The following is a 17,857-nucleotide window of genomic DNA, read 5'->3' on the forward strand; positions in this document are numbered from 1 at the left end:
TGCCATGCTGAACGACCAGCCCACCATCTCGGGATTTCACCGATGAACCGCCGCCCCCGCATCCTCGTCCTCAACCCCAACTCGAACGAGATGGTCACCGAAGGGCTGCGCCAGGCGCTCGTGCCGCTCAGCTTCGCGGAGGGCCCGGAGATCGTCTGCGAGACGCTGGCGGAGGGGCCGATTGGCATCGAGACGCAGGAGCATGTCGAGAGCGTGGCCCTTCCTCTGCGCCGCCGGATCGAGGCCGCAAACGACGTCGATGCCTTCGTCATCGCCTGCTATTCGGACCCCGGCCTCCATGTCGCCCGCGAGGGCACGGCGAGCCCGGTCTTCGGCATCGCCGAATGCGGCGTGCTGACGGCGCTGACGCGGGCCGACCGCTTCGGCGTCATCGCGATCAAGTCGCGCTCGATCCCGCGCCATATCCGCTATCTCCGCCAGATGGGGCTGATGGATCGGCTGGCCGGCGAACGCCCGCTGGAGATGTCGGTGGCCGAGAGCGCGTCCGGCGAAGGCACGCTCGCGCGCATGGTCGCGATCGGACGCGAGTTGAGGGATGAGGATGGCGCCGGCGCCATCGTGATGGGCTGCGCCGGCATGGCGCGTCATCGCAGGCCGCTGGAAGATGCGCTGGGCGTGCCCGTGATCGACCCGACGCAAGCGGCGGTCGCCATGGCGCTCGGCACGATCATGGTTCGCTAGGCAGTTTGTTTGAGTTACCAGCCCTCATCCTGAGGAGCGCCGCAGGCGCGTCTCGAAGGATGTTTCAGGAGGCTTTCGAGCGCACTGGAGCATCCTTCGAGACGCCGCTTTGCGGCTCCTCAGAATGAGGGCTTGAATAGCCGAGTAGACGTTGGGCTGGAAGGATAGAGCAGATGACGGCGACCTACGATCTGGTCATTCGCGGCGGCACGGTCGGCTCCGCGACCGGCAGCTTCCGCGCCGATGTCGCGGTCAAGGACGGCAAGGTCGCCGCACTCGGTCTCGGCCTTGCGCCCGGCGCACGCGAGATCGACGCGACGGCAAAGCTCGTCCTGCCGGGCGGCATCGACACCCATGCCCATGTCGAGCAGGTCTCGGCCGGCGGGCTGCTCAATGCCGATACGTTCGAGAGCGCCACGGCCTCGGCAGCCTTCGGCGGCAACACCACGCTGATCTCCTTTGCCGCCCAGCATCGCGGCCTCGATCTGCGAGAGGTCGTCGATGACTACGCCGCGCTGGCCCGGCGCGGCGCGCTGATCGACTACGCCTTCCACCTCATCGTCGCCAATCCCGACGCCAAGACGATCACGCAGGATCTGCCGGCGCTGATCCACGAGGGCCATGCCTCGATCAAGGTCTTCATGACCTATGACCTGATCAAGGTCGACGACGAGCCGCTGCTCGACCTGCTGCTGACAGCAAGGCAGAATCGCGCGCTGGTCTGCGTCCATGCCGAGAACCACGGCATGATCTCCTGGATGGGCAAAAAGCTCGTCGAGAAGGGCTATGTCGCGCCGAAATACCACGCGATCAGCCATCCCCGCGGCTCGGAAGCCGAGGCCTTCAACCGGCTGATCACGGCGGCCGAACTGCTCGACCAGCCGATCATGATCTTCCACGTCTCGACTGCCGAAGGAGCACAAGTGATCCGCGATGCGCGCGGGCGCGGCCTCAAAATCTTCTCCGAAACCTGCCCGCAATATCTCTTCCTGACCCGGCACGATCTCGACAAGCCGGGCCTTGAGGGCGCGAAGTGGATGTGCTCACCGCCGCCGCGCGAGCAGGCGGACCAGGATGCACTCTGGCAGGCACTGGCGCTCGGCGACATCCAGACGATCTCATCCGACCATGCCCCCTATCGCTTCGACGAGACCGGCAAGCTTTCAGCCGGCCCGAACCCGAATTTCAAGCAGATCGCCAACGGCCTGCCGGGTCTGGAGACGCGGTTGCCCCTGCTCTTCGACGCGCTGGTCTCGAAAGGTCGGCCGGAATTCGCCGGGCGCGGGCTGGAAGCCTTCGTTGACCTGACCGCGACCGCGCCAGCTGCAATTTACAATCTGCCGGGCAAGGGCGCATTGCTGCCCGGCTACGACGCCGATATCGCGATCTGGGATCCGCAGAAAGCGGTGACCATCACCGACGAGGCGATGCATGACCGTACCGGCTTCACGCCCTTCGCCGGCCGCAGCGTCACCGGCTGGCCCGAGCGTGTGCTCGTCAGGGGCGAGGAGATCGTCGCTGACGGCGCGCTGCACGGGAAGCCCGGCGCCGGCCGCTGGCTGAGGCGCAAGGGCGGCTGGGCAACGGAGCCGACGGGACGCCTTGTCGCCGATATGGACCCGGGCTCGAATTTCGGCGCGGCGATCCTCGACTGACGCGCAGTATGCCGGCTGCGATTTTCAGCGGCTGGCGGCCGGAACCACAATGCGTTCATCGGGACGCATGGCCCGGAGCGCATTCATCCTCCGGGTGCCGGCCGCCCTCGCCGGTCGCACCGCCAGACGACAGCTGCGTGTGCGGGTTCAGTCGTCGACGCGCGCATCCCTTCGGCAGAACTGCACGACGTTGGAAAGCGGCGGAACGCTCTCGGCATGGCTTGCAGTGTCCAGCACGAGCTCGATCGCCTTTCGCAGGCGCTCGTCCTCGGGATTTTTCTCGGTCACGCAAAGCAGGGCGCATTTGAGAAAGATGACGCACTGGTCATGATCTGGATTGATGTGCTGCGCCATGTTCATGGCCTGCCCGGATAGCGGCGCGGCATGAGAGGCAGAGGCAGACGATCGAGCTTTGAACGCATAATGGCCCCACGCGGTACACACTGTTTCAATTTGGGCCGGCACAGTCATAGCAGGCGATGGAAGCGCAAGCTTGGGGCCAGCGCGTCGTGCGCCCTTGGGGGCATGGAATTCGCGCGGCTTCTCGCTGGATCTGGCAAGCGGTTCAAAGCATTGGCCAGGGCTTTCACGATTGTCCCCGCCTGCACGCTACGAGCGCGACCATCGCCGGGTTGCGATCTGAAAGAAAAGGAAATGGCGCTCCCGAGGGCATCTGGCTCGCCAACGGGCACGTTGCCGAAATCAGTACGTTCGAGCCTAAAATCGATGCCTTCCCGGCGCGCTACGGCAGCGCTAGGCTCCGGTAACGCAGCGCCGCCTTGGCGCGCCGCACGTGCCGAGGCGGAACATGCAAGCCGATCTGATCATTCGCAACGGCCATGTCGTCAGCATGGACAGAGACTTCTCGGTCCATGTCGGCGGCGCGGTGGTGGTTTCCGGCAATCGGATCGCCGCTGCCGGACCGGCCTCGATCGCCGAAGGCTTCACGGCGAGGCAGGAGATCGACGCCGAGGGCGGGCTGGTGATCCCCGGCCTGATCAACAGCCATTGCCATTTCGCGATGACGCCGTTTCGTGGCCTCGGCGAGGGCCTGCCCGACCGGCTGGAGCGCTTCATGTGGCCATTGGAGCGCGACATGGTCGATGGCGATCTGGTCGAGGCCGGGGCGACCCTGGGCGCGATCGAAATGGTCGTCGCCGGCACGACCTGCGTCGTCGACAGCTATACTTATCCCGAGCGGCGGGCACTGGCGGCTGAGAAAGTCGGCATCCGTGGCCTGATCGGCCAGACCATCATGAACCAGCGGACGCCGGATTCGCCGGACTGGCGCGCGGGGCTCCGTCGTGCCGAGGGCTGGCTCGCCGATTGGGCCGGCCATCCGCTGGTGACGCCGATCCTTTCGCCGCATTCGCCTTACGCGCTCGACGACGAGGCGCTGGCCGGCATCGTGGCGCTGAGCGACCGTAGCGGCTGCAGCGTCACCATGCATGTCTCCGAATTCGAGTGGGAGGCACAGCGCCTGCGCGAGCGGCGCGGCCTGACGCCCATCGCCCATCTCGATGCGCTCGGCTTCTCCCGGCGCGTGTTCATCGCCGCGCATTGCATCTTCGTCGACGACGAGGACATCGCGATCATGGCGCGGGGCGGCATGAGCGTCGCGCACAACATGGTCGCCAACATCAAGGCCGGAAAAGGCGTGGCCCCGGCGGCGAAGCTGCGCCGTGCCGGCGTTGCCGTCGGGCTGGGCACGGACGGCCCGATGAGCGGCAACGGCATCGATACCCTCGGCCAGCTCGGCTATGTCGCCAAGGTCGCCAATCTGATGGCGTTGAGCAATGCGGCGATGCCGCCGCGTGACGTGGTCGAGATGGCGACGATCGGCGCGGCGCGAGCCATAGGCATGGCCGATGAACTCGGCTCCCTCGAAGCCGGCAAGAAGGCCGATATCGCGATCATCCGGACGGATCTGCCGCATATGCAGCCGCTCTACGACGTCTATACCTCGCTCGTCTTCAGCGCGACGACCCGCGACGTTCGCGCCACGATCGTCGATGGCCGCGTCGTCGCCCGTGACGGCGCCCCCCTTCATGCCGATATGGGCGCGGCAATCGCGGGGGTGCGCGCGGCGGGTGCGCGCCTGGCCGCGCATGTCGGCCTGCCGCCGCTGGAGATGAGCGGCGGCCACGCCATCCCGCCTGCACGGCCCTTCCGGTCCCCAGCCACGGAGCAATGATGAGCAGGATCCCCGGTCAAACGATCTTCTGCCCCAGCCGGCGCACGCTCCTGGCCTCCGGCCTCGCCCTTGCCGGCGGCGGCCTGAGCATTTCGGTCGCCCGCGCGGCCGGCAAGGATGTCGTGAACGCACAGCTCAGTTGGCGGCTCAGCAACAACCAGCTCGGCGAGATCGCCGCCATGAAGCTCGGCTACTACGAGGCCGAAGGCATCGAGCTGAAGATGCAGCCGGGCGGCCCCAGCAATGACGGCGTCGCGATCGTCGCGTCGGGCCGGGCCAATGTCGGGCAGCTCTCATCCTCGCCTTCCCTGCTGCTCGCAGTGTCCCAAGGCATCCCGTTGCGCTGCTTCGCCTCGGCGCTGCAGCGTCACCCGTTCACCTTCTTCTCGCTGCCGCGCGCGCCTGTGCGTACGCCGCAGGACATGGTCGGCAAGCGCGTCGGCATCCAGGCGACGGCGCGACCGCTGCTGCGCGGCATGCTGCTGCGCAACGGCCTCAAGGAGAGCGACGTCAAGATCACCGTGATCGGAGCGGAGCTGACGCCACTGCTCACCGGCCAGGTCGATGTCGCGACCGGCTGGATGTCGAACGGCCTTGCCGTCGGCCCGGACCGGATCGAACTCGCCTTGTGGGATTGCGGCGTGCGCCTCTACGCCCTGCCCTATTACGCGACACACGAGACATTGGCGAAGCACAAGGACGTTCTCGCGCGTTTCGTGCGCGCCAGCGCCAAGGGCTGGGCCTTCGCCTACCAGAATGTCGAGCAGGCCGTCGCTTATCTGCTGGAGAACCAGCCCGAGCTCGACGCGGCCAATGCGATGGCGACCGCAAAATCGCTGATCACCTTCGCCTATGACGAGACGACGCGAACACAGGGCTGGGGAGCGATGTCGCAGACGCTGTGGCAGGACCAGATTGACCTGTTCCGCGAGCTCGGCGAGTTCACGGCGCGCGTCCCTTCGGCAGACGAGGTTTATACGCCGGAGATCCTCGCCCTGACGCAAGACGCGCGCCCGCGGCTGGGCTGACCATGTGCAGCACCCCGGACGCGAACATGCATGCGGCGCTCGAAGCCGCCCGCGAAAGCCCCAACCGCGTGCGCCAGGTCGGCGCCATCCTTCGGTCGAGCGACGGCACAGCGATCGCCGCGTGCAACACCTTCCCCGCCGGCGTGCGCGACCTGCCCGAGCGCCACGAGGGCGACGGTCGCTTCGTCTGGATGGAGCATGCCGAGCGCCATGCGATCTTCGCCGCCGCACGGCGCGGCATCGCGACGGCGGGCGCTACGCTGACGACAACGTTCTTTCCCTGCATCGACTGCGCGCGCGCTATCGTCGATGCAGGGATCGTCTGCGTGGAGACCCCGCCACCGGCCTTCGAAGACCCGGTCTGGGGGCAGGCCTTCATTCGATCCAGCGTCATCCTGGAGGAGGGCGGTGTCGCCGTAAGGCATGTCGACGTCGCGGCGGTCACCCCCAGCTGAGGCATCGCGCTGCGCAACGCCGCGGCAATTGCCGGCGACTTGTGCATGTTCTCATTGCGGCAACACTTCGAACGAAATTTTGTGATATCTGAGTACGCCGGTTAATGATCTACTCCCCCGATAAGGCGGTTACCGCCACATAAAGGGGACGATGATCATGCCGCTCGACAGACGTGATTTCCTGCGTTGCGCCGGTGCCGCCGCCTTCTCCGGTCCGCTGCTCTCGATAGAAGCCCAAGCCCAGGGCAAGGCCACCGTCAACATGCAGCTGGGCTGGATCGCCGGCGGCAACCAGATCGGCGAGGTCTGCGCCAAGGCGCTCGGCTATTACGAAGCCGAGGGCATCGAGATGCGCATCCAGCCCGGCGGCCCGAATGTCGACGGCGTCGCCGTCGTTGCCAGCGGACGGTTCGAGGTCGGGCAGGTCTCGTCGAGCCCATCGCTCATGCTGGCCGCCTCACAGGAGCTGCCGGTGGTCTGCTTCGCCGCCGGCTGCCAGAAGCACCCCTACACCTTCTATTCGCTGAAGAAGAATCCGGTGCGCGAGCCGAAGGACTTCATCGGCAAGAAGGTCGGCATCCAGTCGACCGGCGTCATCCTGCTGCGCGCGCTGCTGGCCCAGAACAAGATTCCGGAGAAGGACGTCACCGTCGTCCCGATCGGCGCGGAGATGACGCCGCTGCTCACCGGCCAGGTCGATGTCGTGACCGGCTGGGAGACCAACACCACCGCGCTCAAGGTCCTCGGTCCCGATCGGGTCGGGATGTCGCTCTGGGATGCAGGCGTGAAGCTCTACGCCCTGCCCTATTACGCCACGGTCGACACGCTGAAATCCAAGAGCGACGTGCTGGCGAAGTATCTGCGCGCGACCGCAAAGGGCTGGGCCTATGCCCATGCCAATCGCGACCAGGCGGTCGCCCTGCTGATCAAGGAATATCCGAACCTGATCGCTGCCGACGAACGCGAGGCGCTCGATGTGATGCTTGCCTTCTCCTTCGGCCCGCAGACCAAGGCCGAGGGCTGGGGCACGATGGATTCAACCGTCTGGCAGCAGCAGATCGACCTTTATGCGGCGCTCGGGCAGTTCACCAAGCGCACGCCGAAACTCTCCGAGGTGATGACGCTCGACGTGCTCAGGATGACGGCCGACGCCCGGCCACGGATCGGTTGATCCGATGGCCACGCTCGCCATGATGGAACCGCGCCAGGCCGATGCAGCGCGGCCGGCAGGCAGCACCGCCGTCGGCTGTCACAACCTCTCGGTCCGCTTCGTCACCGAGCGGCGCACCGTGACCGCGCTGGAGAATGTCAGCTTCTCCGTCGAGAGCGGCGGCTTCCTCAGCCTGCTCGGCCCTTCCGGTTGCGGCAAGTCGACCTTGTTGCGGGTCGTTGCCGATCTGATCCCGCCGAGCTCGGGCCAGGTCACGGTTCTCGGCCAGACCCCGCAGCAGGCCAGGCTCGAGCGCGCGCTCGGCTTCGTCTTCCAGGATGCCGCCCTGCTGCCGTGGCGGACAGCCTTGCAGAATGTCGAGCTTTCGCTCGAGGTCGGCGGGCGCCCGCCCCTGCCCGCGGGCATGCCGACGCCGCGCGAACTGCTCAAGCTGGTCGGGCTGGAAGGCTGGGAAGGCAGTTTTCCGCACGAACTCTCCGGCGGCATGCGCCAGCGCGTCTCGATCGCCCGCGCGCTGCTCGGCGGCCCGCGGCTCCTGCTGATGGACGAGCCCTTCGGCGCGCTCGACGAGATCACCCGCGACCGGCTGAACGAGGAATTGCGCCGCATCTGGCGCGAGACCGGCACGACGATCCTGTTCGTCACCCATTCCGTCTACGAGGCGCTCTTCCTCGGCGAGCAGGTCCTGGTCCTCGCCGCCAACCCCGGCCGCGTCGCCTCCCTGGTCGATATCGACCTGCCGCGGGACCGCACGCTCGCCATCCGCGAGACGCCCGAGTTCATGCGCACCGCCACGGTCCTGCGCGCAGCGCTGGGAGGCACCGAATGACGCTTGCCACCGCGATCTCGCATAACGAGACCATTGCAGACGCCGAAGAGGGCTTTCGCCGGGCCCGGCGCCGCGCGCAATTGCGCCGGCGCATCCTGCCCTTCGTCGGCATCGCCATCTTCCTCGGAATCTGGGCCGCGCTGGTCTACCTGTTCAAGGTCCCGCCCTTCGTCGCCCCGACGCCGCTTCTCGTGGCGCAGACGCTGATCGGCAAGAGCGGCATCCTTTTGTCGAACCTCGTCCCGACCGCGATCGAGGCTCTCGCCGGCTTCCTCCTCGGCAATATCGTCGCGATCATCATCGCGACCGCCTTCGTCCATAAGAAGACGCTGGAAGAGACCTTCTTCCCGACGGTGGTGCTGATCAACACGATCCCGGTCGTGGCCAAGGCGCCGATCCTCGTGCTGCTGCTCGGCAACGGCATGGAGCCCAAGATCGCGATCGCCGCGCTGATCTGCTTCTTCCCGACGCTGGTCAACATGGTGCGCGGGCTGGAGGCGGTGAACCCGCAGGCGATGGAGTTGATGCGCGTGCTTTCGGCCTCGAAGCGCGAGGTCTTCTTCAAACTCCGGCTCTACAACTCGCTGCCCTATCTGTTCTCGGCGCTGAAGATCTCGGCCTCGACCTCGGTCGTCGGCGCGATCGTCGGCGAATGGATCGGCTCGAATGTCGGCATCGGCGCGCTGATCATCCAGGCGACCTACTCCTTCGACTCGGCGCTGCTCTACGCGACCGTGATCGTCGCCTCCTGCTTCTCGATGCTGTTCTTCCTGAGCGTGACCATGCTCGAGCGCCTGATCGTGCGCTGGCAGCCCGTCAACGCGCACTGACACCCCCGCCAAAACATGGAGAGGTCCATGACACCGACCACCATCGCAGAACCGGGCGGGTCCGTTCCCGTCGTCGCCAAGACCGACGTGCTCGTCGTGGGCGGCGGGCCGGCCGGCATGGCCGCCGCGATCGCCGCCCGCCGCGAGGGCTGCGCCGTCACCATGGTCGAGCGCTATCCCTATCTCGGCGGCCTCGCCTCCGGCGGCATGGTGCTGGTGCTCGACGACATGCACAATGGCGACGAGGTCACCGTGCAGGGCATCTGCATGGAGATGATCGAGCGCATGGCGGCGCGCGGCGCCTGCGTCTATCCGCCGCCCGAGGAGCGCCGCCAGGACTGGGCGATGCACCGCAAATGGGCGCGCTGGGGCGCGCATGACTTCCGCGCCCAGACCAAGCCGCAGGCGATCGTGATGGCCGCCGCCTTCGACCCCGATGGCTGGAAGCGCGCCGCCAACGAGATGGTCGCCGAGGCGAAACTCGATGTGCGCCTGCATTCCTGGTTCTCGCGCACCCTGGTCGAGAACGGCAAGGTCACCGGCATCGTCTGCGAGACCAAGTCGGGACGGCAGGCGATCCTGGCGGATGCGGTCGTCGACGCCTCCGGTGATCTCGACGTCGCCGCTTCCGCCGGTGCGGCCCATGAGAAGGGCTCCTTCATCGTCACCACCGTCTTCCGTCTCGGCGGCGTCGATACCGACGAGGCCGAGCGCTTCCAGCACGAGGAGCCGGACGCCTTCGCCGTCGTCGACCGGCAGGCCAAGCGCATCATGGGCGGGTCCTGGGACATGTGGTGGCTGAAGACGCCGCTGCCCGGCGTCGTCTGGTGCAACTGCCCTCATATGGCAGGGTTCGACGCGCTCGCGGTCGAGGACCTGACCCGCGCCGATTTCGAGGGCCGCAACAAGCTCTATGCCCTCGTCGACTATGTCCGCGAGAACATGCCTGGCTTCCGCAATTGCTTCGTCGTCGATGTCGCGCCGCAGCTCGGCGTGCGCCAGACCCGGCTGCTGCAGGGCGACTATGTCGTCAGCAAGCGCGATGTGCTCGACCGCGTCCATTTCGCCGACACGGTGGCGCGCGGCCGCGACTACTACACCCCCTATCGCTCCATGCTGCCGCGCGGGCTCGATGGGCTCGTCGTCGCCGGGCGGCATTATTCCGCGACCGAGCAGGCCCAGAAGATGTCGCGCGAGATTCCACCCTGCATGGCGATGGGCCAATCGGCCGGTATTGCGGCGGCGCTCGCCGTCGCCGGCGGGCAGCGCCTGCGCGACATCGCTCCGCAGGAGATCTGCAAGCGCGTGCGCGCCCAGGGCGGCGATCCCGGCGATGTCCCCTCAGCGAACGCCACCACTTTGGAGAATGCCGCGTGACCAACCCCGCCGAACTGCCGCTCGCCGGCATCAAGGTCGTCGATTTCACCCAGGTGATGATGGGGCCCGTCGCGACGCAGGTGCTCGGAGACTACGGCGCCGACGTCATCAAGATCGAGCGTCCGCCCACCGGCGATCTCTCGCGCACATCCTTCCCCAACGACCCTGCCGGGTTGCAGGGGCCGGTGTTCTGCTCGCTCAACCGCAACAAGCGTTCGATCATGCTCGACCTGCGCAAGCAGGAGGCGAAGGACGCCGTATTGCGGCTGATCGACGAGGCCGATGTCGTCGTCAACAATTTCCGCGCCGGCGTGATGGAGCGGATGGGCTTCTCCTATGAGACACTTTCCGCCCGCAATCCGCGGCTGATCTATGCGGTCGGCACCGGCTTCGGGCTGACCGGGCCCTATGCCCATAAGGGCGGCCAGGACGTGCTGGCCCAGGCGCTCTCGGGCGTGATGCACCGGCGCGCCAATGCCGATCAGCCGCTTGCCGTGCTCTCGACCACCTTTGCCGATTATTCGGCCGGCATGCACATGGTCCAGGGCATCCTGCTGGCGCTGCTGCAGCGCCACAAGACGGGCAAGGGCCAGCGCATCAGCGTTTCGCTGTTCGATTCGATGCTGGCGGCGCAGACGCAGGAGGCCGCCGCGCAGATGATGCGCGGGCGCGAGGTGAACTGGGGTGCGATGCCGCTCACCGGCGTCTTCGCGACGCAGGACGGCGCCCTCGTCCTGGTCGGCGCCTTCAAGGCCGATCCGCTCGGCGATATCGGTGCTGCGCTCGATCTGCCGGCGCTGAAAAGCGACCCGCGCTTCGCCGGCCATGAATTGCAGGTCGCCAACAAGCCGGCCTTGCAGGCGATCTTCGCCGAGCGTTTCGCGACGCAGACCACGGCCTATTGGCTGGAACGCCTTGAGCGGCAGGATCTGCTCTGCGCACCCGTGCGCCAGCTCGCAGAGGCGCTCGACGACGAGCAGACCCACGTCAACGGGATGATCCTTGAGGCCGATGGGCCGACGGAGCGGGTGCGTGTGGTCGGCTCGCCGATCCATATGGAAGCCGCGCCGGTGACGATCCGCATCGTTCCCGCCGGCCTCGGGCAACATACCGACGAAATCCTGGGCGAGCTCGGGCTGCCCGCTTTCGAAAAGGTGGCGTGATGCCGATCAGCCTTTCGGTCGAAGATCATGTCGCCCGCGTCACCATCGACCGGCCGGAGGTGATGAACGCGCTCGACCAGCCGGCCGAGGCTGAGATGGAGGCGATCTGGCGGCGCATCGAGGCGGACCCTTCGGTGCGTGTGGTCGTGCTCACCGGCGCGGGCGAGCGCGCCTTCTGCACCGGCGCGGACATGCGCAATGTCGATCCGGATCTGACCGGCCTCGCCTATTGGGCCGCCGCGCGGCCGGCGGGCTTCGGCGGCATCGCCTTGCGCCAGACGCTCGACGTTCCCGTCATCGCGCGCGTCAACGGCCATGCCGTCGGCGGCGGCTTCGAGATGGTGCTGGGCTGCGATCTCGTCGTGGCCGCTGATCACGCGAGCTTCGGGCTGACCGAGCCACGCGTCGGCCGCCTGCCGCTCGACGGCGGCATGGTGCTGCTGCAACGCCAGATCGCGCATCGCCACGCGCTCGGCATGCTGCTGACCGGGCGCCGGATCAAGGCGCAGGAAGCGCTCGGCTTCGGCCTTGTCAACGAGGTCGCAGCCGCGGACGAGCTTGACGCGGCGGTCGACCGCTGGGTGCAGGATATCCTCGCCTGTGCCCCCCTTTCGCTGCGCGCCATCAAGCAGGTCGCGCGCCGCACGGCTCATCTTTCGCCGACTGAGGCACAGGCGCTGCGCTTGCCGGCCCTGGTCGCAGCACTGGAATCGGCGGATTCGGACGAAGGCGTGCGCGCCTTCCGCGAGAAGCGAAAGCCCGTCTGGCAGGGGCGCTAGAGCATTTTCGAGCGAAGTGGCCACCGGCTCGCGTGAAGAAAATGCGATAAAACAAATAGATAGAGCATTTCTGCGGTTCGGGGAAACGCGGAAATGCTCAGGCCGGGAGGCCCGCCATGCCCTTCGTGATCACCGACGCCTGCATCGACATCAAGGACAAGGCCTGCCTGGCAGCCTGCCCGGTCGACTGCATCTATGAGGGCGGACGCACCCTCTATATCCAGCCGGACGAATGCATCGATTGCGGCCTGTGCGAGACGGTCTGCCCGGTCGCGGCCATCCACGCCGACGACCGGCTGCCACCCGAGCTTGCCGAATGGCCGGCGGTCAACCGCGAGTTCTTCGGACCGGCCGTGACGGGCTGGGGCAAGCCCGGCGGCGCCGACTCCTCTTTGACGACGATGCGGGATCATCCCACGGTGGCGGCTTGGCCGAGGAAGGCCGCAAGCTGAGGATGCCCGGTCATGCACGCCGCTGCCCTGTTCTATTTCCGGGAGGTCGCGCGGCTGGGTTCGATCCGCCGGGCCGCGGCCCGGCTGAATGTGGCGGCGAGTGCCATCAACCGACAGATCCTGAAGCTCGAGGACGAGTTCGGCGGCCCCCTTTTCGACCGGCTTCCGGCCGGAATGCGCCTGACCGTCGCAGGTACCTTGCTTCTGCAGCACGTCACCTCAACGATCGAAGCCTTTGGGCAGGTCCGTGCGGCGATCGACGATCTTCGCGAAGCCCGCTCGGGCCACGTCACGATCGCTGCGCTCGACTCGCTGCTGGTCGACTTCCTGCCGCGGGCATTGGCGCGGTTCGGGCGCGACTTCCCAGCGATCAACCACACCGTGCTCGCCGCGCCGCCGGCCGAGATCGCCGGCATGGTCAGCAGCGGCGCCGTCGATATCGGTCTGACCTTCGTCAGTCCGCTATCGGCCGCGAACGTCAGTTTCATCGCTGAAGTGCCGGCGCCGATCGGGGTGGTCATGCCGGTCGATCATCCGCTGACCGCGCGCCTGAGCGTCAGCTTCAAGGAAGCTCTGTCCTATCCGGTGCTCGACCAGACCGGACCGTTGCCGCGCGGTGCCGACACCGACGCCGATTTCAGCCAGTTCAAGGCGATGCTCAAACCGAAGATCACCTCGAACTCGATTCAGATGATCCGGATCTGCATCGAGCTCGGACTCGGCATCGCCTTTTTCACCCGCCTCGGCTTCCTGAAGGAAATCGAACAGGGCAAGATCGCCTGGCGCCCGCTGTCCTCCCCCGGCGTGAACATGCTGCGCATCGGTATCATCACGGCGACGCATCGTTCGCTGTCGCCTCCAGCGGCCCAGCTTTCCAAGAGCCTGATGAAGGATCTCCGACATCTCACGACCCCCTGAATCTCGGGCGCGGAAGCCAGTGATGGAGCGAGATTGCGCGCGGGGCTTTCGGCGCAGAGCGAAACAGGCTTTGCCGTTTCGCTTCCCGCTGGGTCATTGTGCTCGCCGATACGAGTTCCGTGCAGCGACGACGAGCGGATTTCGCAGCCATGAACGAGCATGACGATGATGCGCCCAGCACCGGCCCAGTGCCGCGCGGCATGCGCCGTAACCTTGCGACCTATGGCGATCCGGGCTTCTCGCTCTTCCTGCGCAAAGCCTTCATCAAGGCGGCCGGGTTTTCAGACGACGCGCTGGATCGGCCGATCATCGGCATCACCAACACATTCAGCGATTTCAACCCGTGCCACGGCAATGTGCCCCGGCTGATCGAGGCGGTGAAGCGCGGCGTCATGCTGGCGGGCGGGCTGCCGATGGAGTTCCCGACGATCTCCATCCACGAATCCTTCGCCAATCCGACATCGATGTACCTGCGCAATCTCATGGCGATCGACACCGAGGAGATGATCCGGGCCCAACCGATCGACGCCGTCGTGATGATCGGGGGCTGCGACAAGACCGTGCCGGCACAGTTGATGGCCGCGGTCAGCGCCGATGTGCCGGCTATCCAACTCATCACCGGGCCCATGCTCGTCGGCCATCACAAGGGCGAGGTTCTCGGTGCCTGCACCGATTGCCGCCGCTTATGGGGGCAGCATCGCGCCGGTCAGATCGATGCCGACGAGATCGAGGTGCTGAGCGGGCGGCTGGCGCCGACGCAAGGCACGTGCATGGTGATGGGCACAGCGAGCACGATGGGCTGTCTCGTCGAGGCGCTGGGCATCGCGCTGCCCGGAACGGGCACGATCCCAGCCACCCATGCTGACCGCATCCGTGCCGCCGAGGCGAGCGGGCGAAGGGCTGTGGGGCTCGCCCAGGGCGGTCCGAAGCCGAGCGAGCTGCTGACGGAGGCGGCTTTCCGCAACGCGCTGACGGTGTTGCAGGCAATCGGTGGATCGACAAACGGCCTCGTCCATCTTGCCGCGATCGCGCGACGCGCCGGCCTGAAGATCGATCTCGACGCGTTCGATGCCATCGGCCGCAAGGTGCCGGTTCTGGTCGATCTCAAGCCCTCCGGCGACCATTACATGGAGCATTTCCATTGGGCCGGCGGCGTTCCCCGGCTGATGCAGGAACTCGGCGACCACCTCGACCGCGCTGCAATGGCCATCGACGGCCGAACGATCGGCGAGATCGCCGATGCCGCCGAGCGGGTCCCCGATCAGAGCATCATCCGCAGCGCCGCCCGCCCGGTGAAGCCGACCGGCGGCATGGCCGTGCTGCGCGGCAACCTCGCGCCCGACGGCGCGATCATCAAGCATGCCGCCGCCTCTCCGGGCTTGCTGACGCATACCGGGCGGGCGGTCGTCTTCGCGTCGGTCGAGGACATGGTTCGCCGCATCGACGACCCCGATCTCGATGTGGCCGCCGACGATGTGCTGGTGCTGACCAATGCAGGCCCCAAGGGAGCGCCCGGCATGCCCGAGGCGGGCTACATCCCAATCCCGAAGAAGCTCGCCCAGGCCGGGGTCAAGGACATGGTCCGGATTTCGGATGCGCGCATGAGCGGTACGGCTTTCGGCACCATCGTGCTGCATATCGCACCGGAATCGGCGGTGGGAGGCCCCCTCGGGCTGGTTCGTGACGGCGACATGATCCGCCTCGACGTCCCCGCGCGCGAGATCACGCTGATGGTTGATGAGGCCGAGCTGCGGCGGCGGAAAAGCGAATGGCTTCCGCCGGCGCACCTGGTCGAGCAAGCGCGCGGCTATCGGCACCTCTACCTCACCACTGTGCTGCAGGCGAATGAAGGCTGCGATTTCGACTTTTGCTGAAGCACCACGCGCCGGGCAATTGCTCGCGAGACGCAAAGTGCCAAGATATCGTCGCGTGGCCGCGATGGCGGTCGACGACATAGCGGGCGCGTTCTCCTCGGAGCACGGCCTAGCCCAAACGGAGGAGAAAACGACGGATGATCATTCGTTCCTGGCGAGCCGTCGCAGGTTCGGACGCGGTACTGGCCGCCTATGCCGATCACCTCCGGAAAACCACCTTTGTCGAGATGGCCGAGTTGCCCGGCCATCTGGGCGCCACCTTGGCCCGCAAGGTGAAAGGAACCGAGAACGAACTCGTCGTCATGAGCTTTTGGAAGGACACGGCTTCGGCAGGCCATTTCGGGAAGGGCGATTTCGACGACGCAGTCGTGAAGCCGAGTACCCAGAAGCTCCTCAAATCCTTCGACCTGAAGGTCGAGTACTTCGAAACGCTGGTCTCGACGGGCATTGCCGGCGGGCACGACATCCCAGCCGGGCCAGCCTGACACGTTCCTCCACATCGATCCTCGGTCTGCCGAGCTCGCCGATGTTGCGTTATCTCAGATCGCCGCGACGGAGTTGCTGTCGGCACTGACACGGCCGAAAAGGTCCCGGGCGCGCACGCGATAGAAGCCGTTCACGAGGCGTGCGTCGAGATAGACGCTCGAAAGCAGCCCGGCCGGATTGATCACCTGCCAGGGGCCACTCTCCTGCGTGCTCCAGAGCACATCGAAGAGCTGGACGCTCTCATGCGGCGCCGGCTCCCAGAACAAGATGCGATTGCCGCCGTTGAGGCCGCCAAAGTGATGGATCCTGAGGGCGGTGGGCTCGGCTGGTGCCGCGCCTTCGCGCCGGACGAGCGCCGCCAGCGCAACCGACGGCAGCGGCATGTCGAGCCTGAATTCGTGCCGGGCAACAGCCCCGCCGATCTGGAGATGCTCGACCGTCAGGGCGGGCTCCTGCGCGAGGCGCATCGCTTCGAGCTCCGCGGCGTTCGGCAGATCGGGCGCGCCGAGATCCTCCCAGACCGTGAAGGGATCGCCCTTGCCGTGGGCGATGCGGAAGGTGGCGAGCGCATAAGCGCCAGGCTGCAACCCGGAAAAAGCGAGTTCCACCGCGCTCTCGCCAGACTGCCAGATGCGGTCGACGCTGTTGTAGAGGAGCACGCTCGCGCCGGACGGCTCGGAGGCGCTTCCCAGCGCCGTCGCGATCGCGCCGAGGCCGGTGCGGTCGGGGTCGAGTCCCTGGCCGTCGAGCTTGAATCGGCGCTCGCTCAGCAGGCCGAGCAATTCCATGACGCTGAGCGCCGGCTTCTTGACCAGATCGAACGGCTCGGGCTCGGCCCGGCGCGCTTCCAGCGCGGTGATGTCGGTCTTGTGCTCGGCCTGGGCGGCGCGCACCGGGCGCTTGCCGAAATAGGTCAGATGCGTGCGGTGGCCCCAGTGGCCGACGAAGCCGTTGTCGTTGCTGAGGACCTCGTAGTCGACGCCTTCGCCGTCGATCATCAGGCGTTGATGCTGGTCGACGATCTTGGCCGCGAGCCCGGCGAAATAGGGCATGCCGTGCCAGGTATGGTAGAGATGCCAGCCGATCTGCGGGTCGCATTCGTCGTTGACGAAAGGCAAGTTCGCAAAGCGCGGATGATGCTCGCGGATATAATCGACCGCCATCATCTCGTGCCGGATGATGGCGAGACTGTTCGGCGTCAGATCCTCGGCGTGCTTCTTCACCCCCTTCTCATGCACCGAGATGAAGTCGAGCCGCACGCCGGTCTCGCCGGTGAAGAGATTTGTGCCGGTATCGCAATGGGCGAGGAAACTCTTGAAGATCGGCGGAATGCGCCGGGCGACGCCGGGGCCGCCGAGCCTGAGCTTGGGATCGACCGCCTTCAGGGCTTCCGAGCAGGCGTCGTAGTAGTTGTTGAAGCCGGTCTCGCCACCGAGCTTCCACCAGATGTCGGGCTCGTTCCAGGTCTCGAAATACCACTGGCGCAGTTCGTCGGCGCCGTAGCGTGCGCGGTAGCGCTCGATCATCTCGACCATGAAGTCGCGCCAGTGATGCGCCTGCGCGACGTCATTGAAGTCGGTGTAGATGTAGGACGGATTGCCCATCAGCTCGAAGAAGGGCCGGATGCGGTGTTCGAGCATGACATCGATCGCCGCATCGAGCCGCGACCAGTCGTATGTCCCGAAGCGCGACGCGGTGACGAGGTCGAGCATGTAGTGCACGCGCATGTATTCGATGCCGCGATTGGGCACGCCGCCGACATAGGCGAGCGTCTGCCGCATCTCCGGCTCCAATAGCAGCTCCGCCGGGGAAAAGCCGGTGCTACGCCAGAAGCGCCGGAACGGCGTGGTCGGGGCGGCGAGGTCGATATGAATGCGGGTCTTGTCAGGCATGACAGGTCCTTCGCTGCAAAGCAGGTGATGGAATATTGCCGGCTAAATTGAT

The 17,857-nt window shown here is 66.5% G+C and carries 17 protein-coding genes; 15 read left to right on the plus strand and 2 right to left on the minus strand.

Annotation, left to right across the window (positions count from 1 at the left end; genetic code table 11):
* The first annotated feature begins 42 nt into the window (after positions 1-42).
* The gene (locus tag AC1DDA_RS14690) at positions 43-702 is read left to right on the plus strand and encodes an aspartate/glutamate racemase family protein (RefSeq protein WP_476796295.1); all 660 of its coding nucleotides are present in this window, start codon (positions 43-45) and stop codon (positions 700-702) included.
* A 173-nt stretch (positions 703-875) separates the two neighbouring features.
* Complete coding sequence (gene hydA / locus AC1DDA_RS14695) at positions 876-2,357, plus strand: dihydropyrimidinase (protein ID WP_476796296.1); 1,482 nt, start codon at positions 876-878, stop codon at positions 2,355-2,357.
* A 147-nt stretch (positions 2,358-2,504) separates the two neighbouring features.
* On the opposite strand, the gene AC1DDA_RS14700 is transcribed toward hydA, so the two are convergent.
* Positions 2,505-2,711 carry a hypothetical protein gene (locus AC1DDA_RS14700; RefSeq protein ID WP_476796297.1) on the minus strand — a complete coding sequence of 69 codons (207 nt, stop codon included), beginning with the start codon at positions 2,709-2,711 and terminating at the stop codon, positions 2,505-2,507.
* Positions 2,712-3,165: 454 nt separating this feature from the next.
* On the opposite strand from AC1DDA_RS14700, the gene AC1DDA_RS14705 reads away from it, so the two are divergent.
* The 13 genes from AC1DDA_RS14705 to AC1DDA_RS14765 all read left to right on the plus strand — a co-directional run bounded on the left by AC1DDA_RS14705 (position 3,166) and on the right by AC1DDA_RS14765 (position 15,912).
* On the plus strand, positions 3,166-4,551 hold the full coding sequence (locus tag AC1DDA_RS14705) for an amidohydrolase (RefSeq protein ID WP_476796298.1): 1,386 nt from the start codon (positions 3,166-3,168) through the stop codon (positions 4,549-4,551).
* Positions 4,551-5,579 carry an ABC transporter substrate-binding protein gene (locus AC1DDA_RS14710; RefSeq protein WP_476796299.1) on the plus strand — a complete coding sequence of 343 codons (1,029 nt, stop codon included), beginning with the start codon at positions 4,551-4,553 and terminating at the stop codon, positions 5,577-5,579. Before AC1DDA_RS14705 ends, AC1DDA_RS14710 begins: the two co-directional genes overlap by 1 nt.
* 26 nt (positions 5,580-5,605) lie before the next feature.
* Complete coding sequence (locus AC1DDA_RS14715; RefSeq protein WP_476796300.1) at positions 5,606-6,034, plus strand: deaminase; 429 nt, start codon at positions 5,606-5,608, stop codon at positions 6,032-6,034.
* 151 nt (positions 6,035-6,185) lie between these two features.
* Positions 6,186-7,205 carry an ABC transporter substrate-binding protein gene (locus tag AC1DDA_RS14720; RefSeq protein WP_476796301.1) on the plus strand — a complete coding sequence of 340 codons (1,020 nt, stop codon included), beginning with the start codon at positions 6,186-6,188 and terminating at the stop codon, positions 7,203-7,205.
* A gap of 4 nt (positions 7,206-7,209) precedes the next feature.
* Entirely contained in the window at positions 7,210-8,034 is an 825-nt protein-coding gene (locus tag AC1DDA_RS14725) for an ABC transporter ATP-binding protein (RefSeq protein ID WP_476796302.1), read from the plus strand.
* Positions 8,031-8,864 carry an ABC transporter permease gene (locus AC1DDA_RS14730; protein ID WP_441509526.1) on the plus strand — a complete coding sequence of 278 codons (834 nt, stop codon included), beginning with the start codon at positions 8,031-8,033 and terminating at the stop codon, positions 8,862-8,864. The genes AC1DDA_RS14725 and AC1DDA_RS14730 overlap by 4 nt, the downstream gene beginning before the upstream one ends.
* A 27-nt stretch (positions 8,865-8,891) precedes the next feature.
* On the plus strand, positions 8,892-10,241 hold the full coding sequence (locus tag AC1DDA_RS14735) for an FAD-dependent oxidoreductase (protein WP_476796303.1): 1,350 nt from the start codon (positions 8,892-8,894) through the stop codon (positions 10,239-10,241).
* The gene (locus AC1DDA_RS14740; protein ID WP_476796304.1) at positions 10,238-11,404 is read left to right on the plus strand and encodes a CaiB/BaiF CoA transferase family protein; all 1,167 of its coding nucleotides are present in this window, start codon (positions 10,238-10,240) and stop codon (positions 11,402-11,404) included. Before AC1DDA_RS14735 ends, AC1DDA_RS14740 begins: the two co-directional genes overlap by 4 nt.
* On the plus strand, positions 11,404-12,183 hold the full coding sequence (locus AC1DDA_RS14745) for an enoyl-CoA hydratase-related protein (RefSeq protein ID WP_476796305.1): 780 nt from the start codon (positions 11,404-11,406) through the stop codon (positions 12,181-12,183). Before AC1DDA_RS14740 ends, AC1DDA_RS14745 begins: the two co-directional genes overlap by 1 nt.
* Before the next feature lie 116 nt (positions 12,184-12,299).
* The gene (gene fdxA, locus AC1DDA_RS14750; protein ID WP_476796306.1) at positions 12,300-12,635 is read left to right on the plus strand and encodes a ferredoxin; all 336 of its coding nucleotides are present in this window, start codon (positions 12,300-12,302) and stop codon (positions 12,633-12,635) included.
* A gap of 12 nt (positions 12,636-12,647) precedes the next feature.
* Entirely contained in the window at positions 12,648-13,553 is a 906-nt protein-coding gene (locus tag AC1DDA_RS14755) for a LysR family transcriptional regulator (protein WP_476796307.1), read from the plus strand.
* A gap of 200 nt (positions 13,554-13,753) precedes the next feature.
* Positions 13,754-15,427, plus strand: a complete 1,674-nt coding sequence (locus AC1DDA_RS14760) for an IlvD/Edd family dehydratase (RefSeq protein ID WP_476796538.1) — start codon at positions 13,754-13,756, stop codon at positions 15,425-15,427.
* 137 nt (positions 15,428-15,564) lie between these two features.
* The gene (locus tag AC1DDA_RS14765; RefSeq protein ID WP_476796308.1) at positions 15,565-15,912 is read left to right on the plus strand and encodes a hypothetical protein; all 348 of its coding nucleotides are present in this window, start codon (positions 15,565-15,567) and stop codon (positions 15,910-15,912) included.
* A 54-nt stretch (positions 15,913-15,966) separates the two neighbouring features.
* On the opposite strand, the gene AC1DDA_RS14770 is transcribed toward AC1DDA_RS14765, so the two are convergent.
* Complete coding sequence (locus AC1DDA_RS14770; RefSeq protein WP_476796309.1) at positions 15,967-17,805, minus strand: GH39 family glycosyl hydrolase; 1,839 nt, start codon at positions 17,803-17,805, stop codon at positions 15,967-15,969.
* Positions 17,806-17,857: the final 52 nt, after the last annotated feature.

This window comes from Allobosea sp. 10N428 (assembly GCF_056394545.1).